Source organism: Alloalcanivorax balearicus MACL04 (assembly GCF_025532145.1).
In the GTDB taxonomy this organism is placed as follows: Bacteria; Pseudomonadota; Gammaproteobacteria; order Pseudomonadales; family Alcanivoracaceae; genus Alloalcanivorax; species Alloalcanivorax balearicus.
The window spans coordinates 21769-47669 of record NZ_ARXS01000034.1 but is presented as its reverse complement, the minus strand read 5'-3'; the positions used below and the strand labels follow the sequence as shown (position 1 = coordinate 47669).

The window sequence follows — 25901 nt, the reverse complement described above, 5'->3', positions numbered from 1 at the left end:
GGTTCGATTCCCTTCACCCGCTCCAAACGGAAAGGGCCGCCTCATGTCGGCCTTTTTGGTTTGGCGTGGTTGGAGGTCATGGATTGGCCCCTCCGGTTCGACGTCTCGCCGTATACGGCGAGCGGACGTCGCCCTGGCGACGGTCCCGCGCTTGCGCGGGATGCCTCTGGCACATTCCCTTCACCCGCTCCAAAACAGCCTTGTGGTAAGGGCGTGAGGTGAACACAGGCATTTTACCTTTACTGTCACCTCTCCCCTGATCGCGGATTCGATAGGCCCCTTAATGTCTCTGAAAGGCAGGGTCAAGCTGGGTCTGGCAATGCGTTTTGGCCGAACCATTCGAGAATATCGTCACGTTGTTTCTCGGTGTGCGGATGCGCCAGAAGCCCTTCCACCAGAAAGGTTGCCACTGTAGCCAATATTCTGGCCTGTTCAGTACTAATGCCTTTTGCTTTCAACGTGTGGACCACTGCAGATTCCAGAGCGCGGTGAAAACGCTCGTGCCAGTCACGAATCAATGCCGACTGACTCAGCTTGCCGTGTACCGTATTCACCAGCGCACGGCTTTGTTCAAACTCTTGTAGCGCCCAGGATATCTGCTCTTTGGGGGAGGATCCCATTATTGGAGGCAACTGCTTCAGACTGTCTGATAGCAGGCGATTGAGCACCCCAACCAGGAGTTCATCTTTGCTGGCGTAGTACCAATATAGGGTATTGGGGGTAACTCCCAGCTCTTGGGCGATTCGGCTCATGGAAGTCGCTTCGTACCCACAGGTCATGAACAGCCGGGCTGCTGTTTCTTCCAGCGCCTTCTTTTTTACGTCCAGATCAATGTCACGCTTATTTTTGGCCATCTTGCCTGCTCCTGGGGTCGCTCAGGTCATTCTTGAATGAAATTCAAGAATGCTAAGATTGCATCTTGAATGCCATACAAGATAATTCTACCTCTGGAGCCACGCCATGGAAAAACTCAGACATAGCCCTGACAATCTTACGTGCCACAGTGAACGGGCAGGCTTCTATTCTGAGGGTGTCTGGTGTGCAGCCACGCTGCACCAGCCGGCAAATGATAGTCAGAATGCAAGGCCAGCCATTCTTATGCTGCACGGATGGGGCGGCATCCAGAACGCACTGACTGTGCCCTTCTACGAAGAGTTCACTCGGGCCGGGTATGCGGTCATGACTTTCGACTACCGCGGCTGGGGCGAGAGTGCGGGGCTTCCCCGGCAGACCATTTCGGTCCGTCAGCGCATGCGGGACGCAGATGCCGCTCTCGCATTCCTCAAGTCCCGTCGAGACATTGATCCCGCCAGAATCGTGGTTTGGGGGTCTTCGCTCGGCGGTGGTCATGCGGTAGAGCTTGCCGCTGATCACCCCGAGCTGGCTGGGGTGATTGCCCAGGTTCCGATGCTGGATGGCAGGGCCGCGGTACAGGCTGTGCCTGCCATCCGCTTAATGAGATTCGCACTTTGCAGTTTGGCCGATCTGGTTAAACCAGGGCGCCCGGTTTATATCCCGGTTGTCAGCGAATCCGGGGCCTTCTCTTCAATGGATAAGGACAATGCCAATACGGCGCTGCAATTGGCCGAGCGTAGTGTGGGACGTAAGTATGATAACCGTGTCGCTGCACGCTCCCTGATGACAATGGGCCCCTATCGTCCGCTCAAACGATTGAAGGATATTCAGGTGCCTACGTTATTGCTGGGAGCCACTGACGACACGGTGGCCCCTTTTGTGGGGTCGGCAATTCGCAAAGTGAACAACTCCTACATCACAGTAGAAACGGTCAAAGCCAACCATTTCGAACCTTACTTTGAACCTGTCTTCAGCGAGATCATACGCAAGGAACTGGAATTTCTGCAAAGCCTGGAATAGCGGGCTGAACAGCATTTTCTTCTTTTCAACCAGATCAAGAGGCACGGTTTATTTCGCCTCCCTCGGGCCGAAAGCGCTATTGACGGCGTTTTGGATCTGGTGTGGTTGGAGGCCATGATGCGCGCCACCAATAGGGTGGAACGGGCCCCGTCAGGATGCGGTATCCTTTCTTCCTGGAAAGCGACTCATGAAACCAATGGATGAAGGACGCGATATGAGGAAGTGGTTCTGGGGAGTGGCGGCGCTCTTCTTGCTCGCCGGTTGTGGTGGCAATGATCTGACGGCGGTCACGCTGGACAAGTTCACGGTGATGTTGATCGACGGCAAGGAGAGGAAGGCCGCGATCTGTCTCAGGAAGCTCAATGCCCAGGGTGATGGCATGATTGCCGGCTGTGGTGAGTGGACGCCGATCAATGTGGTGCATAAGACGCTTTAGTCGCGCGCTGGCAGTTCTGGCCGAACTTATCCGCATTTTCTCCCTTTTCCATGTTTGCCTCTCTTATAGTAACAATTGATGTTACAATAAGGCGAAACGGCATCCCTGGAAGCTTCCATGTCCTCTTTTTCCGATCCCCAATCCGTTGTCCGGTACGCCGATGGTCCGGTCAGACAGGTGCCGGGTTTCCATGCGCTGCAGAGAATGGCGGAATTGCTGCTGGCGGAACGCGTTCCCGAACAGGGGCATGTTCTGGTGTTGGGCGCTGGTGGTGGCCTGGAGCTAAAGGCCTTCGCGCAAGCCCGGTCCGGGTGGCGTTTTCTGGGCGTTGATCCCTCGGCGCGGATGCTGACGCTGGCGACGGATACGCTGGGCCCGCTCGCGGAACGTGTGGAGCTTCTCGAGGGCTATATCGACCAGGCGCCGGACATGGCCTTTGACGGTGCGACCTGTCTGTTGACCTTGCACTTTCTATCGATGGCGCAGCGCCGGCACACGCTCGAAGCGCTGCGGCGCCGCTTGAAACCCGGGGCGCCGCTGGTGGTGGCCCATCACAGTTTTCCCCAGGACGAGGATGAGAAACGGCGCTGGCTGAAGCGTTACGCTGCTTTTGCGGCGTCGTCCGGGGTTGCCGGAGTCGATGCCGAAAGAGCCATCGAAGCCATTGGCGCCCGGCTGCCCTTACTTGCCCCGGAGCAGGAGGAAGCTCTCCTGCGGGAAGCGGGCTTTGAAGGGGCTGAGCTGTTTTACGCCGGATTCACCTTCAAGGGCTGGGTTGCTTACGCTCCTTGAAGCCGGTTAGAGCCGGAATGCCTCCAGCCGTTCCACCTGCAAGCGCAGTCCGTTTTCACCCAGGTAGTGTGCGAGTTTGCCCTGTCTCACCTTTTCCAAACTCGTACGCAATGACGTCAACAGTGCTTGTTTTTGTTCCGGCAGGGTGGCGCGCTGCTGTACGGACAGCTGTTCGGCGATGCAGTGGGCACCGTCGGGGACACCATGGAGGACGCAGCGCAGTGTTGCCTGTACCGAGGCCTGATTGGGGTGGGTCAGCAGGCGGGCCACCAGTGCCTTGGGAACGGGACCATTAACGTCGTCCAGCAGCTGTTCGGGGAGCGGCGGATTTCGATCAAGCAGGGCCTGAAAGGCTGACCAGGCATTGTTAATGACGGCCAGGGAAAGCGGGCCCATGTCGCCGCGTAGCGGAATATCCGGCGCGACACCGCGGTCGAGCAATTGCGTGAGCAGGGCGGCATCGTCCTGTTGAATAGCGTGACTCAGAGCCAGCGTGGCAAGAAGAGGATTGTCGCTCAGGGTGCCGGCTTCGAGCGCGCCCCGCCAATCCAGCACGGCTTGCCGGTAAAAGTCGATCACCTTATCGGCCAGAGCGGCGGGCAAGTCATGATCCTGCCGGCGGCAATCCAGATACTCCAATAGTTCCAGACCTGTATCGGCGCTGTCGTCGGAGACAGGATCTTTTTCCAGCCCGAGGCATTGGAAAGCATCCCGCAGGGTCGGCGCGATGGTGGCCAGGCCGTCTTCGTGCATGGCGTGGCGCCAGGCTGGCGGCAAGCCCATTTTCCAAGCCAGGGTGTGGCCGTAATCCAGGGCGTTATGGTCGGTGACCACATAGATGCGGTCGCAGTATTCGAAGCCGCCGATGGGCAGGGCTTCAATTTTGCCGTCCCAATTATGTCCACGCGCCTCGGCGGCTTCTTCAGCAAGCGCCTGTTCGTGCTCGATCCAGCCGGGCAGATCACGATAGCCATCGCTGTCGTGATAAAACAGCTCGCCCCAGGAAATCGCTTCCTGATTGCCGTGCATGGTCAAGCGCAGATCGTAGTCCAGACGGCCGCCGGCGGTGAGCCGCCAGAGCGACAGCAGGTCTTCGGGCAGGGAGCCACGAATGCGCTGGCGAATGTCCCGCAACGCATCCTCGCTGATGGGAGGCTGCGCTTCAAAGATGACGCGGTCGGCCCAGATCACGATATCGTGCTTACGCAGTTGCTGAAGTTCATCCCGGGTGAAAGTGTCGGAGAGATCCATTCCGGTTCGGTGCGGTGTCCAATGGGAAAGTCAGCTTACCATAGCCCGGGCCAGGGTTTGCTGACCATGGCGGGGGGAGTTACAAGCCCGTCAAAAAGCCGAAGCCCGCGCGAACACGGACTTCGGTTGTTCAGGTCGCCGCTCTGACAGAGGGCGAAACGGTTCAGCTGGTTTTCGGCTGCTTGACCATGCGCAGGTAGGGCTTTTTCTCGTCCCAGCCTTCGGGGAACAGCTTTTGCGCGTCCTCGTTGCTGAGTGAAGGAACGATGATGACGTCGTCGCCGTCGTTCCAGTTCACCGGCGTCGCCACTTTGTAGCCATCGGTGAGTTGCAGGCTGTCGATGACCCGCAGAATCTCGTCGAAGTTGCGGCCGGTGCTGGCCGGGTAGGTAATGGTGAGACGGATCTTCTTGTTCGGGTCGATGACAAACACGCTACGCACGGTCAGGGTGTCGTTGGCGTTGGGATGGATCATGCCATACAGATTGGCGACCTTGCGGTCGGCGTCGGCCAGCAGCGGGAAGTTCAGAGCCTGTCCCTGAGTTTCCTCGATGTCGCCGCACCAGGCATTGTGATCATCGAGCGGGTCCACTGACAGACCGATGACCTTGGCGTTGCGTTTCTCGAATTCCGGTTTCAGCCGGGCCACTTCTCCCAGCTCGGTGGTGCACACCGGGGTGAAATCCTTGGGATGGGAAAACAGCACCACCCAGTTGTCCCCGGCCCATTGGTGGAAGGAAATCGGACCGTCGGTGGACTCCTGGTTGAAGTCCGGCGCGGTATCACCCAATTGCAGTGCCATGCTAAGCCTCCTTTTTATTTGGCTGATAGCTATGTTGGCTGACAGTTATGTTGGTTGACAGCTCCAGAGAACATAGAGGTTCATGATGACGCTTTAAAGGGGGGAGGCAAGACGGAATTGCGCTAAGCATCTTCTTCGCGCTTATAGGCATGGATGGGGAGGCGCTGAATTGGGGGCTTCTCAGGTCAAACGCCATCCCAGCATCGCCGCCGTGACCACCATGGCGATGGCCGCGCCCAGGCCAATCAGACACCAGGTAATGGTGTTCGATCGGCCGTGGTCCGTGCCATGGGCGCGCAGTACCATTCTCAAGCCACAGGCCAGATGGGCCAGTAGCAGAAAGACTCCCAACGAGTAGTGGGGGAGCAGCCGGATGTTCCAGGCATCGGCCAGCAGGCCGGCCGGTGCTCCCACTGCCCAGGCGTAGTCCGTTTCCACGCCGAAGTAGCGGGCCAGGGTGAATACGGAGTTGGCGTGGGTGGGAATGAACAGGGCCAGATAGGCCCCGGAACCGAGCTGGAGAGCGCCGAGCAGATCGAGTCGTCGCGGGTTCTTGCGAGTGAACAGCACCAGTCCACTGAGAATCTGGAACAACAGCACGGTCAGTAATACCGGCTCGACCAGCGGGTACCGGTAAAAGCCCCGCAGAACTTCCATCACCGCCTTGTGGGTATCGAAGCCGAAGACGCCGAGCAGGTGATTGACCAGATGCGGGCCGAGGAAGACCAACAACAGCAGTAACGCGGTGATGCCGTGCAGGGTTCTCAATATTTTGAGACGCGGGTTGGCCGGGCCGACTGGCTCACGGCCGGGCGTCGAGGTGGTGCCGGCCATCACGCTGATCGCGGCCACGGCCAACCATAGCACTGTCCATACGGCGATATCGGCGCCCTCGATGCGCATCAAATACAGCAACACTCCGACCAGGGTGAAGGCCGGAGGCGTGGCCAACGCCAGACAGGACAGGCGACCAGCGAGGAGAGGCCGGGCGACGGGAGCGGGGACGCCGACGCTGCCATATAAGCACAGGAAAGCTATGGCGGGGACGGCGTAGGCGGTGATCAGCCAGGTCACCGCGATGGTAACCCCGGACTCCTCGGTATAGGCGTGGTTGGCGAATCGCAGCGCCCAGGGGTAGTACAGCGAGCCAATCACCGGCGGCACCCAGATCCAGTTTAGTATGAGCTCCGGGCGGAACAGCAAGGGGCGTCGTAGCGTGGCGTCGGGGAGGGCATCGTGGTTCGAGATCGGCATGGCGGATCATCCATCGTGTCGGTCAGTTGGAGCGCGACACCATCCGGTCCCGGCTTCCTGGCGAAACGGTGATCGCCGTACCTGGGGGGCGGCGATCCAGTTTGGTGTTCAGCCTAGAAACAGGACGGCATAATGCGAAGGGCCATAAAATGACATTTGCATTGGGCCATGAGTATGACGCGTTTTGACAGGCTGGCTCCGCTGGAACCGGGTGCCGATGAACCGTTGTATCGCCAGTTGTATGACCGGTTCCGCCATGCGATCTCCACCGGCGTTTTGAAACCGGGCGACCGCATCCCCTCCACTCGTGCTTTGACCAGGGAGCTGGGGCTGGCCAGGGGCACTATCGAAGCGGCGTACGCATTGCTTGCGGCTGAGGGTTACGTGCAACCCCGAGGCCAGGCGGGCACTGTGGTGACACCGGGGCTGGCGTTGCCTGTGCCGCCGCCGGATCCTGTCCCGCCGATGTTGGATTCGGAGCAGACGTTTCCTGCGCCGCTGCCATTGCGGCCACCGTCGATCGTGCCATTGCAGATGGGATTGCCGGCGCTGGATGCGTTCCCCCGCAAGATCTGGGCGCGACTGGGGGCCCGTCATTGGCGTGCCGCCCAGGCCGATGATATGGCGTACCCCGCCGCCGCCGGCTTGCCATTGCTACGCAGTGAGATTGCCGCTTATCTTCAGGTTTCCCGTGGCATCGCCTGTTCGCCGGAGCAGGTTTTTGTCACCGCTGGATATCGGCAAACCCTGGCGATGATTCTGCGTGCCTTGTTCCAAACATCACAGCGCGTCTGGCTCGAGGATCCCGGGTACCCGCCTACTGTTGATGTGCTGCGGGCGGCGCGAATGGATGCGGTTTCGGTACCCGTGGACCAGGATGGCGTGGTGGTGTCCGCCGGCATCGAGGCGGCGGCGGACGCCAAGGGCGTCATCGTCACACCAGCGCATCAAAGCCCGCTGGGGGTGTCGTTGTCGCTGCCACGGCGGCTGGCCCTGCTGGACTGGGCCACTCGTGCCGGCGCCTGGATTATCGAAGACGATTATGACGGCGAGTTCCGTTACGTGGGGCGGCCTTTGCCGGCATTGAAGAGTCTCGATCACAGCGGTCGCGTGCTCTATGCGGGCTCATTCAGTAAGGTGCTGTTTCCGGGGCTGCGGCTGGCGTATGTGGTGGTTCCGGAAAGCGAAATTGAAACGTTCCGTCGCGTCAGCCAAATCTTTGGCGGCGATCCCCCGCATCATTCCCAGGCCGTAGTCACCGACTTCATCAAGCAAGGACACTTCGGACGTCATATCCAGCGCATGCGCAAGCTGTATGGTGAACGCCGGAGCACCACCGTGGCGGCGTTCGAGGCGGTGCTGGGCGGACAGGTCCGCATCGCGCCGCAGCCCGGCGGCATGCATCTGGTCGCGTATCTGAATGCTCCGCTTCAGGATACCGTCATCGCGGATCGCCTGTGGGCCAGCGGGCTTTACGCTCAGGCGCTGAGCCGCTGGAGCCGCACCGGGCGCGGGGAGTCCGCGCTGCTATTGAGCTTTACCAATGTGGCTTCCCGGGATGAGGCTGTACGGCTGGCCCGGCGCATTCGTGAGCTGCTCTGATCGCGCCGGGCCGTCGGGTGGGCCGTGTCAGTGCGACAGATCGTTGGCGCTGACGCGGCTGTGCTCCGGGTCGTCGGGGGAGTACGCCAGCTGCAGCCGGTTGAGAGTGCGCTCCTCCAATTGATCCAGCCGTTGGCGGCAGGCCAGGAAGGTCCGGCTGATGCGGGTGGAGTTGCCGATCATGTCGAGTTTCGGCCAGGTGGTGCGTTCGCCCAGACTGATGAAGTTGCGCACATCGTCCATGCTGGGGTTGCGCAATATGCGCAGCAGATTCAGCGGTTGGCGTGGCGGGATCAGATTGATGTCGCCGATGTAGCGTTGCTTGACCACGTTTTGCGCCTTGCTGATCAGCAGCCCCAGATCGTTGGAGCGCACCCGCCGTTGCGCCAGTTCCAGTGCGTAGTTCAGGTTCATGGACAGGTTGCGCACGCCCCAATCGGCCAGGGTGCTGAAGCTGGAATCGGTGCTCTCGCTGCGTGACAGGAAAGGCACTACGTGAGGATTGGTCTGGCTGACGATGGAGTGGTTGACGCCGAACAGACGCGCCAGGCGCCGTACAGGCAGGTCATCCTGGATCGAGCCGTCGACGAATTTGCGCCCGGGAATGTAAGGCACCCGCTCGCCGTCGATGTTCTTGGCCCACAGGCTCACTGGAGGGTAGATACCGGGAATCGCACAGCTGGCCAGGGAAGCCTTGCGGATCAAAACGTTGGGTGAGGTGCGCCAGTTCAGCAGCCGGCTATGTTGGTTGCGGTCATAGGGGCTGACGGTGATGTTGATCTCGCGGCCGGTCTTGCGATAGGCCTCCTCGAAGGTGAGGTCGGGAATGTTCTCTTCCAGGCAGGCTTCCAGATGATCGCCGTCCAGTACCGGCGTGCCGCGTACCAGGCCCTTCCAGCCGGCGGCTCGGAATGCTTCCAGGTAAAGGCTCTCCGGGCGCAGTTTTTCCGCCAGTTCGTCATTGTTGTGCGTGCCGACCACCGACGCGACGATACTGCCGGCACTGGAGCCGGAGATCACGCACGGTAACAGGCCCTGTTCCCACAGGCTTTTCACCACGCCCACATGGAACAGCCCGAGGGCGGCGCCGCCGGACAACATCAGGCCGCTCTGGCCGAACGCCTGGCCGGTGGTTTCGAAGAAATCCAGTTTCTGTTTCAGGCCGAATTGGTCGAAGGACTCGTCGCACAGATAGTTCAGGGCGGCGCAGACTTCGTCCAGATAGCGCTCGATCAGATGTTTGGTGCCGACCCGGCTGTGGCGGTACAGCGCCGGGTTGGAAATGTTGCCGAGATTGCCGTGCAGGCCCTCGTGGAGGTGGAACACCAGCTTGTTGACATTGTGCCGCTCGCGGGCCTGGCGGATCTGCCAGAGCCGGTTGCGGATCAGTTCGTAATCGTAGTGCGGGGAGCGGTCGATGTCCTTCCATTCATCGGCGCCGGATATCCGGTCGTGTTCCAGACTGGCTTCCATCCACGCCGGATAGGTGGTGGCGTTGGCGATGTCGCGCTCGAGCTGCTTGAGCGTCCGATTCATGCGGATCTCCCTGGCTGACGACCGGCCCGTGATTGGGCCGCCGATCTCGCTGCCGGCCCATCGACGGACCGGAGATATTTATTGTTGAGTGTTCCGTGTTGAGTACTTCGTGTTGAGTATTCCGTGGTTACGCCAATACATGATTAGCACAACCGGATTGCGATTCAGTGTAGCCGTCCCTTCCGGCGGCATCGCTTCTGGATTGTCGGACAATACCTTAAAAAGTGACATTGACCGATGGCAGGGTGAATGGCGGCGCCCCGGCCTGGCGGGAAGCCCCGGATCGTGTTCCCGCGCCGCCGGCGGCGCGGCTTATGCCTCGTCGAGAATAAGCGCCATGATGCGCTGGGCCATGGGCGATGGCGTGCGGTCCCGCAGGGCGACGATACCGAATGTGGCCTGCATCTCGGGGACGTCCCGCACCCGTAGCGGTACCAGGGTGCCGTCACGCAGGTCCGTGGCCACGGCTGCCTCGGTGGCGATCAGCACGGTGTCGGTGGTCAGGGCGACGGCGCGCAATACAGCGAAGTCATCGCATTCCAGGGCCAGGCCAGGGCCTTGCCCGCTCTTCAGCGGTAGTTGTTCGATAAAGCGGTCGCGGGTTTGCGCCGAGACGCTGACGGACCCCAGACCATATCGCCACACATTGGACAGGGTATTGTCACTGTTCGCCAGAGGATGACCGGAACGGACGTAGAAGCGAACGTCGCGATGGGGCAAGGGAGTAATCTCAAGAGTCGGCCCCGGCTTCAGGTGGCTGATGTCGGCAATGAAGAACTCAATGTCCTCACCCTGCAAATGGGTCAGTAACTGGGTGGTGTGACTCTGCTCGATGCGGAAAGTCGCGAGAGGGTGGCATCGCCGCAGTTCGCTCAATACCGGCGCCAGCATGGTGGCCGAGGCCATTGCCCCCACGCCGAAGGCGGTATCGCCCAACTGGTTGTCCCGGTAGAGATCCACTTCCCATTCCAGACTGCGCGCGTCAAACAGCAGCTTCCGTGCTCTCTCGATAACGAACCTTCCCGCCGGAGTAACGCGGACGCCGTCCGTGTCCCGGTCGAACAAGCGCATGCCAAGATCGTTCTCCATCGCCTGGATACTGCGGCTGAAGGCGGACTGGCTCAAATGCACGCGGGCCGAGGCCCGGGCGAAATGCAATTCGTCGGCCAGGGCGACCAGATGGGAAAGTCGGCGCAGATTCATGGCTTTGATGTTCCGAACTCTGTTGCATAAAACACAATAAAGTAAAGCATACTATGCATTGGACGCATTATGGGGCCAGTCAATACATTGATTTCCAGGGCCGGGCATTCGCCCACCAGCGGCTCCCGGCCGGAATTCATATGGAGATAGTCAAGGAGACCATCCATGAGCCTTTCCACGGCAGCCCCTGATATCACAACGGGGGAGCATGCATCCGAACAAGAACACCTGCCGTTCCGGATCAAACCGCTGTCCCCCACCATCGGTGTCGAGATCGAGGGCATCGACTTGCGGCAATCGCTGGACGAAGACACCTATAAAGCAATGCGGACGGCGCTGATCCGCCACAAATTGCTGGTGTTTCGCGACCAGGACATCACGCCGGCGCAACACGTGCGATTGGCCGCCCGCTTCGGCGAACTGGAAGTGCATCCGGTGTTTAAGCATCATCCGGATCACCCTGAATTGGTACTGCTTGGCGGCGATCAGAAGGTCAAAGCCCGGGAAAATATTTTTCACACCGACGTGTCCTGGCGGGAATGTCCTTCGATGGGGTCCATGTTGCGGTGTATTGAATGCCCCGAGGTAGGTGGCGATACCCTGTGGGTGAACATGGCCGCCGCTTACGCCAATTTACCGGAAGACGTGAAGGAGAGGCTGGCCGGGCTGTACGCGGTTCATGATGTGATGCCAGCATTCGGCGCGCGAATGACGCCGCAAGAGTGTGAAGTCAACCGCCACAAGTTCCCGCCGGCGATGCATCCGGTGGTCAGAACCCATCCGGAAAGCGGCGAGAAGATTCTCTATGTCAACGAGGCGTTCGTCACCCATCTGGCCAATTACAACCAGGTGGCGGAGGTGCGAATGGGCTTTGACTTCCGGCTTGGCGAGATGGACCTGCTCCAGTACCTGTATCGGCAGGCCGCGACGCCGGAGTATCAGGTCCGCCTACGCTGGCGTCCGAATACCATTGCGTTCTGGGATAACCGTTCAACGCAGCACTACGCCATTCAGGATTATTTCCCGGCGGTGCGCCGGATGATGCGGGCGACGATCATCGGTGACCGGCCGCGCTGACCGGGCCGTCGGCGGGGACGGTGACAACGCCGCCTTGCCAGGCGGCATTGTCACGGATGGGGTATCGATCAACGCAGTTGGAAGGTAACCATCACCTGAGCGCTCAGGTCCTGTTCGCCGGGGCGATAGCTTTCCTGTACCGCGTCCTTGGCCATGGCGGCACGCATCATCGGTACCGGATGGCTCTGGCTCTGCACATTGATGGTAATGGCCGGGCCCAGCTTGCGGTCCGCTGCCTTGGCGACGATTTCAGCCTTGGCGCGGGCGTCTTCCACCGCCGCTTCCAGCGCCTGCTGATTCAGTTCGGCGGCGTTGCTGATATCGGTGCCGGCCGGGGAAATGTCCTTCAGGCCCAGTTTGGTCAGGCCGTCGGCCAGTTCCGCATAGACCTCGATGCCCTTGACCTGGAAGCGCACTTCCCGCGCCACCTCATGGCCGATCAGCTTGCGTTCCGGCTGGTACTGCCACTGCGGGGTAACGCGAATATCGGTGGCGGTGACGTCCTTCTCCTCGATATCCAGGGAATCGGCCAGATCCAGCATGGCCTTGACCTGATCGTCCACGCGATCCTTCATGGTGGCGATGTCGTCACCGGTCTCCCGGGCCGTTGCCTGCAGATTGAAAATATCCGGCTGACCGCTGACTTTACCCTCGCCGGACACGGTGATGGTGTCGCGCTCGCCGGTGGCGGTGCCGCTGTCCGTGCCGCAGGCGCTCAGCCCCAGCACGGCCAGAGCGACGACGAAAAGAGCCGGTTTGTTGCGCATGGTGATACTCCCTTATTCATTGGTTATGAGGTAATTCCGGTTGCGACCTTGGTTGTGTTCCCGGGGAACTTTATCATTCCTGGTTCATCATCAGGAGGTTCCATGGCGGAAGTCGAACAGGCGGTTAGACAGGTTCTTGGCGATTTGATCCCGGAAGATTTGCAAACCGACCTGATCAGCGCCGGCGCCCTGTCGGCGCTGCGGGTGGATCAGGATCAGGTGCGGCTGGAGATTATCCTGGGCTACCCGTGCGCATCGGTGTTGCCGGCGCTGCGCGAGCGTATTCGCAGCGCGGTGGAAGCGGTAATCGAAGGCCGCCGTTTGCTGCTGGCGGTGACCGTGGCGATCAAGCCGCACCGCGCCCAGGGCGGCATGCCGGCCATGGCCCAGGTGACCAATGTGATCGCGGTGGCGTCCGGCAAGGGCGGGGTGGGCAAATCCACCACCGCGGTGAATCTGGCTCTGGCGCTGAGCCGGGAAGGCGCCCGCGTCGGTATTCTCGACGCGGACATCTTCGGCCCCAGTCAGCCACTGATGTTGGGGCTGCCGGAGGGCACGCGGCCACAGGTGCGTGACGGCAATCGGTTCGTGCCGGTGGAGGCCCACGGTCTGCAAAGCATGTCCATGGGCTACCTGATCACCGAGCAAACGCCGGTGGTCTGGCGTGGCCCCAAGGCCAGCGGCGCGCTGACGCAAATGATGCAGCAGACGTTGTGGCACCAACTGGATTATCTGATCGTCGATCTGCCGCCGGGCACCGGTGATATCGTACTGACGCTGGCGCAGAAGGTGCCGGTGGCCGGTGCCGTGGTGGTGACCACGCCCCAGGACATTGCCTTGCTGGACGCCACAAAAGGGGTGGAGATGTTCCGTAAGGTGGATGTGCGGGTATTGGGCATCATCGAGAACATGGCGGTGCATGTGTGCAGCCAGTGCGGTCATCAGGAACATGTGTTCGGGGAAGGCGGCGCGCGGCGGCTGGCGGACCGTTATCACACCGAGGTGCTGGGGGCATTGCCGTTGTCGCTGAAGATCCGCGAGCAGGCCGACGCTGGCCAGCCCACCGTGGCGGCCGAGCCCGACGGCCCGGAGGCCGCGCTGTATCTGGCGGCGGCCCGGCGTCTGGCGGCGCGGTTGTCGCTCACCGAGGAAGGCAAACGAGGTTTCCCGAAAGTGGTTACCCAGCATTAGTGGTCACCCAGCATTGAGGCCGAAGGGGCTCCTTCTGTACCATTGGCCGATTCACCCCATCACTGGACAAGGCTTGTCATGAGTATTAAATCCGATCGCTGGATCTCCCGCATGGCCCGCGAGCAGGGCATGATCGAACCGTTCGAGGCCGAGCAGGTGCGCGTCGACGGCGAGGGCAACAAGCTGATTTCTTATGGCGTGTCCAGTTATGGCTACGACGTGCGCTGCGCCGACGAATTCAAGGTCTTCACCAACATCCATTCGGCCACGGTGGACCCGAAGCACTTCGACGAGAAGAGCTTCGTCGATATCAAGGGCGATTCCTGCATCATTCCGCCCAACTCCTTCGCGCTGGCGCGGACGGTGGAGTATTTCCGCATTCCCCGCAATGTGCTGACCATCTGCCTGGGCAAATCCACCTATGCCCGGTGCGGCATCATCGTCAACGTCACACCGCTGGAACCGGAGTGGGAAGGGCACGTGACCCTGGAGTTTTCCAACACCACCACGCTGCCGGCGAAAATCTACGCCAACGAAGGCGTGGCGCAGATGCTGTTCCTGGAATCCGACGAGGAATGCGCGGTGTCCTACATGGACCGTGGCGGCAAGTATCAGGGCCAGCGCGGCGTGACGCTGCCTAAGGCCTAAAGCATTGCGGTCCACGGACCATTGCTGTCCCGTAGTTTGAGGCCGGCACGCTACACGCTAACACGCCTTATTCGCGAGCAAGCTCGCTTCCCACAGGGGGTCTACGAAGTCGCTGTGGGAAGCGAGCTTGCTCGCGAATACAGTGCGAATTCAGGCGCAAACGGGCCAAGGATTTGGCGTGCCAGCGAGTTGTGGGACACCAGTGGTCAACGGACCGCGCTGCTCTTCAATTCCCGTAGTCGATCATGATCAGCTCGCCGCGCAGCAGCGTGCTTTCGATATGGCGGGCTTTAACCACCATGTAGTCCTTGGCCGGTGCCACCCAGAACAGGGTGCGGCGTTTCTCCTTGCGGTCGCCTTTGCGGCGCTTTTCCACGATCAGCGTGTCCAGTTCCCCCATGGGGGTGTCCAGGGTTTCCCGGTCGATGACGATGAAATGATGCTGGCGGACACGATCGCCGTAGACGCTGGTGGCGGTGTATTCCTTGTCGCCGGTGGCGAACACGCAACGGGCCCGCAGCAACATGGTCAGCTCGTCCAGGGCATCGGCGGGAATATCGAAACTCTCCTTGCCCTCCTTACTGTCGCTGTTGACCGCCTTGGGCGGCGACCAGGAAAAGTCGGTGTGGTGATAGCGGTGCTTGCCGAACCCCTGGAACTCATGCACGTAACGTTCGGTGCGTGGCTCACAGTCGTTCCATTGGAACCAGCTCTCCTCGGTATTGGTGAGCATGAACGAGTCCGCTTCGAACAGCATGCGGTAACGGTCTTCTCCCGGCGCGGGTTCCAGTACCAGAGTCGCCTTGATCGGCGTTGGAATCTTGTTGACGTGAATGCGGTATTCGGCGGCGAACGGTGCCAGTGGCTCGGCCGCCAGAGCGGCACCGCCAGGTAACGCCAGAGCCAGTGCCAGGAGCGCGCCGCGCATCACGGTAATGCTCCCTGCAGCGTCATCACATGGCGGCCGTCCTCATTTTCCTGCACCAATTGCACCAGCGTGTAGCCGTATTCCGGTGCGAACCACAGCCAGGTCTGGCGGGGGCTGTTACCACTGCGGTCGCGGCGTACCTTCACCGTGGTGATCGGCTTGCCGTCGATGCTCAGGGTTTCCTCGCCCTCGACCAGATAATGCTGGCTTTCCAGTTCCCGCTCATCGGCCACATGCAAGGTCAGATCCCGCTCGCCCCGGGCCAGCCGGCACTGCAGGGCCAGGGTCAGGGAAATCTTGTCGGTGACCGCGGCCGCCGGCACCGGGTATTGGCGATCCGCCTTGCCGCTGCGTTTGGCGGTGGCGGTGGCGCCGCCCGCCGGAATGCTTACTTCCGCTTCCTTGAGCTGGCCGAGTCCCTTGCGCCGGTAACCGTAGAAGCGGCTCACCGGCGTGCACCCGTTCCAGACGAAACGGGAGGTCTCGCGAATTTCGCCGAGCACGTTGCTGGCCACCACTTCCATCTGCCATTGTCCGTCGCCGAGGGCTTTCAGCGTCCGGTTGGCGGTGACCGCGAAGGGAATGCCCTGGGCCTTGAGCCGGTATTGCAGTTGGAACGGGGTAATCGGTGGTTCGGCTGCGAGGGCCGGGGCCGTCGCCAGGGTCAGCAGCGCCAACAGGGCGCTAGTGAGAAACCGCCGGCGCCCATTGCCGGCCTTGTGGGGGTAGGATTTCGCCATCCAGTGCCACTCCCTGTGTGGTCAGACGCAGACGCCCGGCGGCCCGCCATTGCAGGACCTCCGGATAAAGTCCGTGCTCGCATTCCTGTACCCGTTTGGACAGGGTTTCCGGAGTATCGTTCGTCAGTATCGGTAAGCGCGCCTGAGCAATCAACGGGCCGCCGTCCAGTTCCTCGGTGACGAAGTGGATCGAACAGCCGTGTTCACGATCGCCGGCTTCCAGCGCCCGGGCATGGGTGTGGAGGCCGCGATGCAGCGGCAGTAGTGAAGGATGGATGTTGATCAGCCGGCCGTCATAGTGCCGCACGAAGTCACTGGAGAGGATGCGCATGAAGCCGGCGAGGACCACGGTATCGGCGCCATGGGCATCAAGCTCGCCGATCATGGCGTGATCAAACGCGGGCCGGTCCGGGTAGTCGCGATGGTCGATCACCGCCGTGTTCACGCCGGCCCGGTGCGCCCGCTGCAGGCCGCCGGCATCGGCCCGGTTACTCAACACCAGAGTAACGCGGGCGTCCAGGGAACCGTCATCGATGGCATCCAGAATGGCTTGCAGGTTGGTGCCGGAACCGCTGATCAGCACGGCCAGACGGTGGGTCACGGAGTGAGCCCCTCCATCACCACTTCCGGAGCGCCGTCGTGGGAACGGATATCGCCGATCAGAATCGGCTGTTCGCCGGCGGCTTCCAGCTCGGCCACCGCCTGATCCACGTGGTCGGCGGGCACCACCACCACCATGCCGATGCCGCAGTTGAAGGTGCGGTACATCTCCATTTCCGGTACCTGGCCCTGTTCCCGCAGCCACTGGAATACCGGCGGCCAGGTCCAGGTATTGGTGTCCACCACCGCGCGCGTGCTGTCCGGCAGCACCCGCGGCAGGTTTTCCGGCAGGCCGCCGCCGGTGATGTGCGCCAGAGCGTGCACCGGCACGGACTTGATCAGAGCCAGCAGGCTCTTCACATAAATGCGAGTGGGTTCCAGCAGATGCTCGATCACCGGCTTGCCGTCCAGATCGGCGTTGGCGTCACCTTGTTCGAGAATGCGGCGCACCAGGGAGTAGCCGTTGGAATGGGGACCGGAGCTGGCCAGACCGATCAGTTTGTCGCCGGCCTGGACGCGGCTGCCGTCGATGACACCGTCGCGCTCCACCACGCCGACGCAAAAGCCGGCCAGGTCGTAATCCTCGCCCTGGTACATGCCGGGCATTTCCGCGGTTTCGCCGCCCACCAGGGCGCAACCGGCCTGCACGCAGCCTTCGCCGATGCCTTCCACCACCCGGGCGGCGGTGTCCACATCCAGCTTGCCGGTGGCGTAGTAGTCAAGAAACATCAGCGGTTCGGCGCCGCCCACCACCAGATCATTCACGCACATCGCCACCAGGTCGATGCCGACGCTGTCATGGCGGTCGTGATCCATGGCCAGACGCAATTTGGTGCCGACGCCGTCGGTGCCGGCCACCAGCACCGGGTTCCGGTACCCTTCCGGCAGAGCGCAAAGAGCGCCGAAGCCTCCCAGACCGCCCATCACTTCGGGCCGGCCGGTGCGCTTGGCCACCGGTTTGATTCGTTTTACCAGCTCATTGCCGGCATCGATGTCCACGCCGGCGTCGCGGTAGGTCAGCGGCCGTTTCTGTTCGCTCATGGGGCACTCCAGATGGTGAAGGCGCGTATTCTAGCAATCGCGGACCAGGAGTGGAAACGGGCCGACGGACGGTTCGCCAGCAGCGTTCGGATAGGGGATAATGGCGCGCCCAATCGAGGCCCGCTGGACCGAACTGATGACCCGATTACTGTGCTGCGTACTGTTATTGCTGGCCCTGGCGCCGGGCGCGGGGGCCGATACCCTGGGGCAGGTGTCGCTGCCCGTGAACGATGGGCCCGGCGGCGAGGCGCCCGGCGACGAGGCGCTCCGTGAAGGGCTGGAAAGACTGACTCGGCGCCTGACCGGCCGGGCCGAGGTGGCCGACCTGCCTGGCGTGGCCGGAGCTCTGGCCGCGCCGGATCGCTGGCTGCAGGCTTACCGCTATCAGCAGGAGGGCGATGCCACCCGGCTGGAACTGGAATTTGACGGTGCCGCTCTGCGCCGTTACCTGGCCAACCAAGGCGCGCCGGTGTGGCGGGGAGAGCCGCCCACGGTGCTGGTGTGGATGGTGGCGGGCAGCGGGCGCGGCAGCGTGGTCAGTGCCGGCGATGACCTCGCCGATGCGATGGCGGACGTGGCGGCGCAACGCGGCGTGACGTTGCGCTTCCCGGCCTGGGACGAACAGGACCGAGAGGGACTCACGGTGGCGGACATCCGTGGCCGTTTCGATGAACCGGTGCTGGCGGCGTCGCGCCGTTACGGCAGTGATTGGGTGGCCACCGCGGTGTTGTACGACGGCCGTCAGGAGACCCTCAACTGGCGTTTGATGGAAGGCCGCGAAACGGTGACGCAGGATCGTGATAACGGGGAACGTGGGGCATTGCTCTCCGGTATGGTGACGGCGGTGGCTGATACTCTCAATGAGCGCTATAGCAATGAAGTCCGCTCCGCCGACGGCCAGCGGACGGGCCCATCGCCCGCGCCGCCTGCCACGTCCGTCGGCACCGGGCCGGTGATGGCCGATGGCTCGGCGCCGTCCGCCAGTGGGCCGGACAGTTTCGACGACATGACGTTGCTGGCGGTACGCGGTGTCAGCTCCCTGCGTGACCTGACCGCTTTGCGTCAGGCGCTGTCCCAGGCACCCGGCGTGGCGTCGGTGGAGGTTCGCTCCCTCGACGGCGATCAGGTGTTGATCCAATTGAGCCCCGCGGGGCTGACGCCGGCCCGTGATGTGGCCGGCCTCAGCGAATGCGGGGAGAGTCAGGGGCGCTCCCTGTATTGCTGGCAACCATGAGCAACCAGTTACCGCTGGCCCTGCAATTGCGTGAAGGGCATGACCTGGACAATTTTCACGCCGGTGACAATGGCCTGGCCCTGGCCTCGGTGAAAGCCGCGGCCCAGGGCGAGGAACATCAGATATTGCTGTGGGGCGGCGAGGGCCAGGGCAAGAGCCATCTGTTGGAAGGCGCGGTGCGTCATGCCCAGGCGCTGGGCCGTTCCGCCTGTCTGCTGCCGGCCAAGGAGTTGTTGCCGCTGGTGCCCGATGTCTTTGACGGCATGGAGCAATTCGCTCTGCTGGCGCTGGACGACGTCGACCATTTCGCCGGCCAGCCGCGCTGGGAAGAAGCCCTGTTCCACCTCTATAACCGCGTCATGGCCGGCGGCGGCGTACTGTTGTTTACCGCTTCCGCTTCACCGGCGGCAACGCCCTGGCAACTGCCGGATCTGGCCACGCGGCTGGCGGCGGGACCGGTGATCCGGCTACAACCCCTGGATGAGCAGGCGCTGACGGAACTGGTGGTAAGGCGCGCCGGTGAGCGAGGTTTGCGAATCAATGGTGAAGCCGCCCGTTATCTGGCCATGCGCAGCGAGCGCTCACCGGCGGCGCTGCTGGAGCGGCTGGCCACGCTGGATCATATGGCGTTGGCCCGTCAGCGTGCGCTAACCATCCCTTTCATCAAGGATGTTTTTGATTGGTGACCCCGGCGAGGATCCGCCTTTTTTCCTATACTAGCGAAACAGCACCGAACACCCTCGCGTGATCTCGTGATCACCACCAAGTCGATAAGGAGACGCTATGGATATCAGTTCCGGTTGGGATCTAGTCATCATCGGCAGTGGACCGGCGGGGGAGGCGGCGGCGATGCAGGCGGCCAAGGGCGGTCTGCGCGTTGCCATGATCGAGAGCCAGAACCGGGTTGGCGGTAACTGCACGCATTGGGGCACGATCCCCTCCAAGGCGCTGCGTCACCAGGTGCGTCAGGTGATCCGCTCGCAACGCAATCCGTTGCTGCGTGGTCTGATCAATCCGCGTCAGGTGCAGTGGCAGGACCTGATCCGCCGCAGCGGGGAAGTGATCGACTCCCAGGTGCAAGTGCGCACCGACTTCTATATTCGTAACCGGGTACGTTTATTTTCCGGGCTCGGTTATATCCAGGGGCCGGGCGAAGTGCGCGTGGATGATCCGGTTGGCCGTCAGTGGCTATTGCGGACCCGTAATATTCTCATCGCCACCGGCTCGCGGCCTTATCATCCGGCGGACGTGGACTTTGACCATCCGCGCATATACGACTCCGACACCATCCTCAACATGGCGCATACACCCCGCAACATCATCGTCTATGGCGCTGGCGTGATCGGCTGCGAGTATGGCTGCATGTTCACCGGCCTGGGCATGCGCGTGGACCTGGTCAATAACCGGCAGCATCTGCTGGATTTCCTCGACACGGAAATTTCCGATGCGCTCAGCTACCACCTGCGGGATCAGGGGGCCACGATCCGTCACAGCGAGGAATACTCGCGGATCATCGCTGACGACGACGGCGTTACTCTGGAATTGCAGTCCGGTAAACGGCTGCGCGCGGATGCGCTGCTATGGTGTAACGGCCGCTCCGGCAACACCCAGGATCTGGGTATCGAGAATCTGGGGCTGGAAGCCAACAGCCGGGGGCAGTTGAGTGTGGATGAGCGCTACTGCACGGCGGCGGAGAACGTTTACGCGGTGGGCGATGTAGTCGGCTGGCCGTCCCTGGCCAGCGCCTCCTACGACCAGGGACGGTTCTGTGCCGAGGGTATCGTCACCGGCGGCCCGGTGAAGCAGGTGGAAAATGTGCCCACCGGTATTTACACCATCCCCGGTATCAGTTCGGTGGGGCAGACCGAGCAGGAACTCACGGAATCGAAGGTGCCCTACGAAGTGGGGCAGGCGTTCTTCAAGAATCTGGCCCGGGCGCAGATCACCGGTGAGCGGGTCGGCATGCTGAAAATTCTGTTCCACCGCGAGACCCTGGCGGTGTTGGGGATTCACTGTTTCGGTTACCAGGCGATGGAAATCGTGCATGTGGGGCAGGCGGTGATGCGCCAGCCGGCGCCGAACAACACCTTGCATTATTTCGTCGACACCACCTTCAACTATCCCACCATGGCCGAAGCCTACCGGGTGGCGGCGATCAACGGTCTGAACCGGGTAAGGCGGTGAAAAAAGCCGGAGGATTTTGGGGTGCTCATGGCGGTTTAGGCGGAACTGGCATTGCCCTCCATCGTGGACAGCGGAGCCGCTAAGCGCGGGAGTCGTGCCGACCGCTGGTATCTCACAATCGTTGTTACGTTAAAGCCCAAGCTTGTTGCGGGCTTTGGAGAGGTAAATTCGGAGGACACTACGAAGCCGCTGTGGGAGCTTGCCTGCAAGCGAATCTTGGGGCCCGGAAGCTCATTCGCTTGCAGGCAAGCTCCCACAGCGGCTTCGTAGCTCCTTCTGTGCCCGCCGCGGCTACCTCTGCGCGCGGCTGCGCTCGTAGAAAAACTCCCGGTTTTTCTGTCGCGCGTCGCTGCTTTTCTTCAACAGCGCCAGGGTGACGCCGGCGCCGCCCTGATTCTGCGGCGCGCTATGGAAGGCCAGCACTTCCGGATACTCGGCCAGCCAGTGCAGCACGTAGCTTTTCAGCAGGCCGGGGCGTTCGCTGTGCTGGCCCTTGCCATGGCTGATTTGCACGGTGCGTAACCCCTGCGCCTGAGCCTCCTGGAGAAAGCGGAATACCTGCTCGCGGGCATCGAGCAAACGAACCCGGTGCAGGTCCAGATGGGCCTGAGTTTCGTACTTGCCCAACCGTAGTTTCCGGAACACCCCTTCCTGCACGCCGTTTTTCTTCTGCCCGACGATGTCGTGGGGGCCGGCTTCCCGAACAAACTCCGGCAAGGTTAGCGGATTGCCGTCCCGGGCGGCCCGGGCGGTGGCGGCGGCGCGGCGTTGCTGCTGGGCCAGGCTGGGGGGCTGAGGGCGGCTGAGGCGCACGCGGCCATCGTCCTTGAGCGGTGCCACACCGGTCATTTCTTTGCGAAATAAGTCATCGCGAAACAGATCGTCGTCATGGTCGTTCATGGCACCCTCCGGACACGGAACTTTATGGGGATAGTACACAAAGTAGGGGGCCGTGGCAGTGGCTGGATGGTCGTCGGCGATGGAGGCGCGTAGGGCGGAATTCGGGGAAAAGCACCACAGGGGGTATGCGAGCATACCCCTTGAGGACCGGGAGAAAAGGTCGATCAGTGCGAGGGACGCGGTGATCGGGGGCGACCGGGGGCTTCCAGAGCCTCGTCATCGGTTTGATGGCGATGCTTCTTGGCGTCCCGCTTGCGACGTTCCTTCGCTACCCGACTATGCTCTTCTTGCCATTCTTTGGCGTCGTAGTCATCAAAGTGGCGACGACTCATGTTCTGTACTCTCAAAAAAGATCCGTAATACAAACACTCGTAGTAACAGGCGCGGCAAAGCCGCAACACCTATATATCACTGAACCCGGCGGCGGAGAAGAGGCGCAACGCAATATTCATACGACCCTGTTCATACTGCCCGGGGCGCGGTATCGGGTTCCTGGTAGGCGTAATCCAGGTATTCCAGGATCGAAGCCGATTCATAACGCTCCTCGCCGGTGTTCGGATCCACCAGATACGGGATCGCCACCATGTCGGTGATGGTGATCAGACGCCGCCGGTTGCGCTGGCTGGGCCGGTAATTCAGGTTCAGGCGGTCGCGTACCGCCGGCAGCACCCAGTCCATCCACTGGTCCCGGCCGCACTGCCGGATCAGATACGGCAGTTGCATCTCACACAGCCGTTCCCGCACCAGGCGCGCGAACGGGCTGGCCTCGAAGGAGTACAACTCCAGCGGCCGTTCCGCCAGGCCCGCCGGGCGGGCGCGCAGTCCACGGCGGCCTCGGGGCACCGATGCGGTGAACGACGACACGAGTCGCAAGCGGGAGGCCAGCCCGCGCCCGGGCGGCAGGCGGTCGCCGTATTCCCGGTGCAGGTAATCGATAATATCCTCGGACTCATAGAGCGCCGCGCCGGTGTTTGGATCCATCAGGAACGGGAAGCGGGTTTGTCCGCCGAGATTTTCCACCAGAGGTCGGTAACGGTTGCCGCCTTTGGGACAAGGGAAAATCAGTACGTCCAGATCCAGCTCGGTGAGCGTTTCACGCACCAGCCGGCAATAGGGACAGGCTTCGATGTCGTACAATTCCAAAGGCTCTTCCGGCTGCTTGTCACGCGGGCGGGTGGCAATGCCCCGGCCATTTTGCGCGGCGCTGGAAGCCAGTGAGCGGACGATATCCAGATATGACATAAGGCTCCTCCTTGTTCCGCTCTACCTTGGCCATGACGCCACGGCGGAACAATGGCCCTGGCGCCGGTAGGATCATGAACAGGCTAAGGGGCGCCAGGAGCGATGCCGCCATCAGGCCGATTGTTGCCGCGGTGCCTGGGTCAGCGCTTCTTCGTACAGCCGGTTCACGTAGGGCCAGTTGACCACTTTCCACCAGGCGTCGATGTAGTCCGGGCGCTTGTTCATGTAGGTGAGATAGTAGGCATGCTCCCACACATCACAACCCAGAATCGGCGCACCGCGCACCTCGGCGGTGTCCATCAGCGGGTTGTCCTGATTACCGGTGGCGCTGATCGCCAGGTCCCCCTCCCTGGTAACCAAAAGCCAGGCAAACCCGGAGCCGAACTGATTGATGCCGGCGTTGGCGAAAGCCGTTTTGAACTCGTCGAAGGAACCGTACTTGGCCAGCAGAGCGTTCGCCAGCGCGCCCACCGGATCGCCGCCGCCATCCGGTGACATCACATTCCAGTACAGGGTGTGGTTGTAATAGCCGCCGCCGTTGTTGCGCACCGCCGGCGGGTGTTGGGAAACGCGGGCGAAAATGGTCTCCATTGGTTGTTGTTCCAGGTCGCTGCCACGAATGGCGGCGACGAACTTATCGTAGTAAGTACGATGGTGGCGGGTGTGGTGCACGCGCATGGTGGTCTCGTCGATCACCGGTTCCAAGGCGTCGTAGGCGTACGGTAAGTCCGGAAACTCATGAATCATGGTAACTACCTTCTAACGTTAAAAGACGTGTGGCGTCCTCCAGCGCCTGCTGCTGATGTGGATCGAGCGATCCGGCGCCGGATTGATGCAAAGCCAGCAACCGCATCCTCAGCCGGCCAAACTCGCCCAGCGCGCAGCCGCCGGTACCCCGCGACAACGCTCCGTTCATCCACAGGGCCAGATGCAGACAGCCTTCCAGCAGGACATCCCGGATCAACTCCGGCCGTTCGCGCCGGGCGTGGGTGTCCGCGAGGTTCTGAATGGCGATGGAATACAGGATCAGGGCGTCGGTGTCGGCGGGGCGCCGGCATTGGAGGGCGGTTGCCAGGGCGCTGATGGCCTGGCGGTAGCGGTCCTGAGCTTCGGCGTAGCGTTGCGTGGCGAAGGCTTCGTTACCTAGCCGGAGCAGGGCTTTGCTGTCCATTCCGTTAATCGTAATGCGAATTACTATTATTTAAAAGGGAGGCAAGAGACGGAATGCTGTCTTTTTCGCTCAGTATCCGTGATCGCTCCCGTCATTGTGGCCGTTTCGGCCCTGGGGCACTCTGTTCGCCTCAATATCTGTTCACCTCAATAATTATCGTTACCCCGGAACGCCGAGCCTGCTCAGGCCGCGAGGGCGAGAGGAACGCTTACATGACCGAAGCCTATATTTATGATGCCATCCGCACCCCCCGTGGGCGCGGCAAGAAGGATGGCTCCCTGCATACCGTCAAACCTCTGGATCTGGTGGTGGGTCTGATCGACGAACTGCGTGATCGCTTCCCCAACATGGACGTCAACCGCATCGACGATGTGTTGCTCGGCGTGGTCTCGCCGGTGGGGGACCAGGGCGCCTGTATCGCCAAAACCGCGGCCCTGGCCGCTGGTCTGCCGGAAACGGTGGCGGGCTATCAACTGAACCGGTTCTGTGCGTCCGGCCTGGAAGCGGTTAATACGGCGGCCCAGAAAGTGGCGTCCGGTTGGGATGATCTGATTCTGGCCGGCGGTGTTGAAGCCATGAGCCGGGTGCCGATGGGCTCCGACGGCGGCGCCTGGGCCATGGATCCGATCACCAACTACGAAACCGGCTTCGTGCCTCAGGGTATCGGCGCCGATCTGATCGCCACCATCGAAGGCTTTTCCCGTCGCGATGTGGACGAATTCGCCGCCGAATCCCAGGCCCGTGCCGCCAATGCCTGGGAAAAAGGCTATTTCCAGCGCTCCGTGGTGCCGGTGAAGGACCGCAATGGCCTGGTGGTGCTGGACCGGGACGAGCATGTGCGCGCGGGCACTACCGCCGATGTGCTTGGCAACTTGAATCCGTCGTTTGCCGTCATGGGCGAAATGGGCGGCTTCGACGCCGTGGCGCTGCAGAAATACCACTGGGTGGAGAAGATCGATCACGTGCACACCGGTGGCAACTCCTCCGGCATTGTCGATGGCGCTTCGCTGGTGGCCATCGGTAACGCCCAGGTGGGCAAGGATTTCGGCATGACGCCGAGAGGGCGGGTGGTGGCCACCGCCATCAGCGGCGCTGATCCCACCATCATGCTCACCGGCCCGGCGCCGGCCTGCCGCAAGGTACTGAAGAAAGCCGGCATGACCATCGATCAGATCGACCTGGTGGAAATCAACGAGGCCTTCGCCTCCGTGGCCATGCGTTTCATGAAGGACATGGGCCTGAGTCACGACAAAGTGAACGTCAACGGCGGTGCCATCGCCATGGGCCACCCGCTGGGGGCCACCGGTGCCATGATCATGGGCACCGTGCTGGATGAGCTGGAACGCCGTGACCAGAAGTACGGACTGTGCACCCTCTGCGTGGGCGGTGGCATGGGGATCGCCACCATCATCGAGCGCCTGTGAGCC

The 25901-nt window shown here is 61.8% G+C and carries 27 protein-coding genes; 11 read left to right on the top strand and 16 right to left on the bottom strand.

The window, feature by feature from the left end; translation table 11 throughout:
- Positions 1–302 precede the first annotated feature (302 nt).
- Positions 303–854: a TetR/AcrR family transcriptional regulator gene (locus MA04_RS19705; protein ID WP_163123911.1), complete on the bottom strand. Its 552-nt coding sequence runs from the start codon at positions 852–854 to the stop codon at positions 303–305.
- Between the two features lie 106 nt (positions 855–960).
- Between MA04_RS19705 and MA04_RS19700 the strand changes: the two genes are divergently transcribed.
- From MA04_RS19700 to MA04_RS19690, 3 genes are all read left to right on the top strand, one after another.
- Positions 961–1875, top strand: coding sequence for an alpha/beta hydrolase (locus MA04_RS19700; RefSeq protein ID WP_163123916.1), 915 nt, complete (start codon positions 961–963; stop codon positions 1873–1875).
- 187 nt (positions 1876–2062) lie between these two features.
- Positions 2063–2311 carry a hypothetical protein gene (locus MA04_RS19695; protein WP_262462386.1) on the top strand — a complete coding sequence of 83 codons (249 nt, stop codon included), beginning with the start codon at positions 2063–2065 and terminating at the stop codon, positions 2309–2311.
- 117 nt (positions 2312–2428) lie between these two features.
- On the top strand, positions 2429–3103 hold the full coding sequence (locus MA04_RS19690) for a class I SAM-dependent methyltransferase (protein ID WP_262462385.1): 675 nt from the start codon (positions 2429–2431) through the stop codon (positions 3101–3103).
- A gap of 6 nt (positions 3104–3109) precedes the next feature.
- Here the strand turns inward: MA04_RS19690 and MA04_RS19685 are convergent, their stop codons facing one another.
- From MA04_RS19685 to MA04_RS19675, 3 genes are all read right to left on the bottom strand, one after another.
- Positions 3110–4354 carry an SMI1/KNR4 family protein gene (locus tag MA04_RS19685; protein ID WP_262462384.1) on the bottom strand — a complete coding sequence of 415 codons (1245 nt, stop codon included), beginning with the start codon at positions 4352–4354 and terminating at the stop codon, positions 3110–3112.
- Positions 4355–4517: 163 nt separating this feature from the next.
- Positions 4518–5156 carry a peroxiredoxin gene (locus MA04_RS19680; protein ID WP_080531198.1) on the bottom strand — a complete coding sequence of 213 codons (639 nt, stop codon included), beginning with the start codon at positions 5154–5156 and terminating at the stop codon, positions 4518–4520.
- A gap of 180 nt (positions 5157–5336) precedes the next feature.
- Positions 5337–6410, bottom strand: a complete 1074-nt coding sequence (locus MA04_RS19675; RefSeq protein WP_205475375.1) for a hypothetical protein — start codon at positions 6408–6410, stop codon at positions 5337–5339.
- A 174-nt stretch (positions 6411–6584) separates the two neighbouring features.
- Here MA04_RS19675 and pdxR point away from each other — a divergent pair, with 174 nt between their 5' ends.
- Positions 6585–8012 (top strand): MocR-like pyridoxine biosynthesis transcription factor PdxR, encoded by a 1428-nt coding sequence (gene pdxR / locus MA04_RS19670; protein ID WP_205475376.1) that lies wholly within the window; start codon positions 6585–6587, stop codon positions 8010–8012.
- A 27-nt stretch (positions 8013–8039) separates the two neighbouring features.
- Here pdxR and MA04_RS19665 read toward each other — a convergent pair whose 3' ends face one another.
- Both MA04_RS19665 and MA04_RS19660 read right to left on the bottom strand, forming a co-directional pair.
- Positions 8040–9548: a DUF3336 domain-containing protein gene (locus MA04_RS19665; protein WP_163123930.1), complete on the bottom strand. Its 1509-nt coding sequence runs from the start codon at positions 9546–9548 to the stop codon at positions 8040–8042.
- A 312-nt stretch (positions 9549–9860) separates the two neighbouring features.
- Positions 9861–10751 (bottom strand): LysR family transcriptional regulator, encoded by an 891-nt coding sequence (locus MA04_RS19660; protein ID WP_163123933.1) that lies wholly within the window; start codon positions 10749–10751, stop codon positions 9861–9863.
- A 165-nt stretch (positions 10752–10916) separates the two neighbouring features.
- Here MA04_RS19660 and MA04_RS19655 point away from each other — a divergent pair, with 165 nt between their 5' ends.
- Positions 10917–11828, top strand: coding sequence for a TauD/TfdA dioxygenase family protein (locus MA04_RS19655; protein ID WP_262462376.1), 912 nt, complete (start codon positions 10917–10919; stop codon positions 11826–11828).
- A 68-nt stretch (positions 11829–11896) separates the two neighbouring features.
- On the opposite strand, the gene MA04_RS19650 is transcribed toward MA04_RS19655, so the two are convergent.
- On the bottom strand, positions 11897–12595 hold the full coding sequence (locus MA04_RS19650; protein ID WP_163123940.1) for an SIMPL domain-containing protein: 699 nt from the start codon (positions 12593–12595) through the stop codon (positions 11897–11899).
- 102 nt (positions 12596–12697) lie between these two features.
- On the opposite strand from MA04_RS19650, the gene apbC reads away from it, so the two are divergent.
- Positions 12698–13786: an iron-sulfur cluster carrier protein ApbC gene (apbC, locus tag MA04_RS19645; protein ID WP_262462373.1), complete on the top strand. Its 1089-nt coding sequence runs from the start codon at positions 12698–12700 to the stop codon at positions 13784–13786.
- A gap of 78 nt (positions 13787–13864) precedes the next feature.
- On the top strand, positions 13865–14434 hold the full coding sequence (dcd, locus tag MA04_RS19640; RefSeq protein ID WP_014995252.1) for a dCTP deaminase: 570 nt from the start codon (positions 13865–13867) through the stop codon (positions 14432–14434).
- A gap of 226 nt (positions 14435–14660) precedes the next feature.
- Here the strand turns inward: dcd and MA04_RS19635 are convergent, their stop codons facing one another.
- Genes MA04_RS19635 through purM form a run of 4 tightly spaced genes read right to left on the bottom strand, consistent with a single transcriptional unit; the run spans position 14661 to position 17743 of the window.
- Positions 14661–15362 (bottom strand): DUF3108 domain-containing protein, encoded by a 702-nt coding sequence (locus tag MA04_RS19635; RefSeq protein ID WP_163123949.1) that lies wholly within the window; start codon positions 15360–15362, stop codon positions 14661–14663.
- The gene (locus MA04_RS19630; RefSeq protein ID WP_163123952.1) at positions 15362–16102 is read right to left on the bottom strand and encodes a DUF3108 domain-containing protein; all 741 of its coding nucleotides are present in this window, start codon (positions 16100–16102) and stop codon (positions 15362–15364) included. Before MA04_RS19630 ends, MA04_RS19635 begins: the two co-directional genes overlap by 1 nt.
- Entirely contained in the window at positions 16047–16703 is a 657-nt protein-coding gene (purN, locus tag MA04_RS19625) for a phosphoribosylglycinamide formyltransferase (RefSeq protein WP_262462370.1), read from the bottom strand. The genes MA04_RS19630 and purN overlap by 56 nt, the downstream gene beginning before the upstream one ends.
- Positions 16700–17743, bottom strand: a complete 1044-nt coding sequence (gene purM / locus MA04_RS19620) for a phosphoribosylformylglycinamidine cyclo-ligase (protein WP_262462368.1) — start codon at positions 17741–17743, stop codon at positions 16700–16702. Before purM ends, purN begins: the two co-directional genes overlap by 4 nt.
- A 100-nt stretch (positions 17744–17843) precedes the next feature.
- Here purM and MA04_RS19615 point away from each other — a divergent pair, with 100 nt between their 5' ends.
- The 3 genes from MA04_RS19615 (at position 17844) to sthA (ending at position 21161) form a co-directional block, all read left to right on the top strand.
- Positions 17844–18977, top strand: coding sequence for a DUF2066 domain-containing protein (locus MA04_RS19615; protein WP_262462366.1), 1134 nt, complete (start codon positions 17844–17846; stop codon positions 18975–18977).
- On the top strand, positions 18974–19663 hold the full coding sequence (hda, locus tag MA04_RS19610) for a DnaA regulatory inactivator Hda (RefSeq protein WP_262462364.1): 690 nt from the start codon (positions 18974–18976) through the stop codon (positions 19661–19663). The genes MA04_RS19615 and hda overlap by 4 nt, the downstream gene beginning before the upstream one ends.
- A 97-nt stretch (positions 19664–19760) precedes the next feature.
- Positions 19761–21161, top strand: coding sequence for a Si-specific NAD(P)(+) transhydrogenase (gene sthA, locus MA04_RS19605; RefSeq protein WP_022996488.1), 1401 nt, complete (start codon positions 19761–19763; stop codon positions 21159–21161).
- 291 nt (positions 21162–21452) lie between these two features.
- On the opposite strand, the gene smrA is transcribed toward sthA, so the two are convergent.
- The 5 genes from smrA to MA04_RS19580 form a co-directional block, all read right to left on the bottom strand.
- Positions 21453–22061 (bottom strand): DNA endonuclease SmrA, encoded by a 609-nt coding sequence (gene smrA / locus MA04_RS19600; RefSeq protein ID WP_022996489.1) that lies wholly within the window; start codon positions 22059–22061, stop codon positions 21453–21455.
- 164 nt (positions 22062–22225) lie between these two features.
- A complete protein-coding gene (locus tag MA04_RS19595) occupies positions 22226–22393 on the bottom strand; it encodes a hypothetical protein (protein ID WP_155854813.1) in 168 nt (55 codons plus the stop codon).
- 130 nt (positions 22394–22523) lie between these two features.
- On the bottom strand, positions 22524–23303 hold the full coding sequence (locus MA04_RS19590) for a glutathione S-transferase N-terminal domain-containing protein (RefSeq protein ID WP_035450928.1): 780 nt from the start codon (positions 23301–23303) through the stop codon (positions 22524–22526).
- Positions 23304–23414: 111 nt separating this feature from the next.
- On the bottom strand, positions 23415–24050 hold the full coding sequence (locus tag MA04_RS19585; protein ID WP_055099283.1) for a superoxide dismutase: 636 nt from the start codon (positions 24048–24050) through the stop codon (positions 23415–23417).
- Positions 24040–24474, bottom strand: coding sequence for a hypothetical protein (locus MA04_RS19580; RefSeq protein WP_262462357.1), 435 nt, complete (start codon positions 24472–24474; stop codon positions 24040–24042). Before MA04_RS19580 ends, MA04_RS19585 begins: the two co-directional genes overlap by 11 nt.
- A gap of 212 nt (positions 24475–24686) precedes the next feature.
- On the opposite strand from MA04_RS19580, the gene MA04_RS19575 reads away from it, so the two are divergent.
- Complete coding sequence (locus MA04_RS19575; RefSeq protein WP_022996494.1) at positions 24687–25898, top strand: acetyl-CoA C-acetyltransferase; 1212 nt, start codon at positions 24687–24689, stop codon at positions 25896–25898.
- Positions 25899–25901 lie beyond the last annotated feature (3 nt).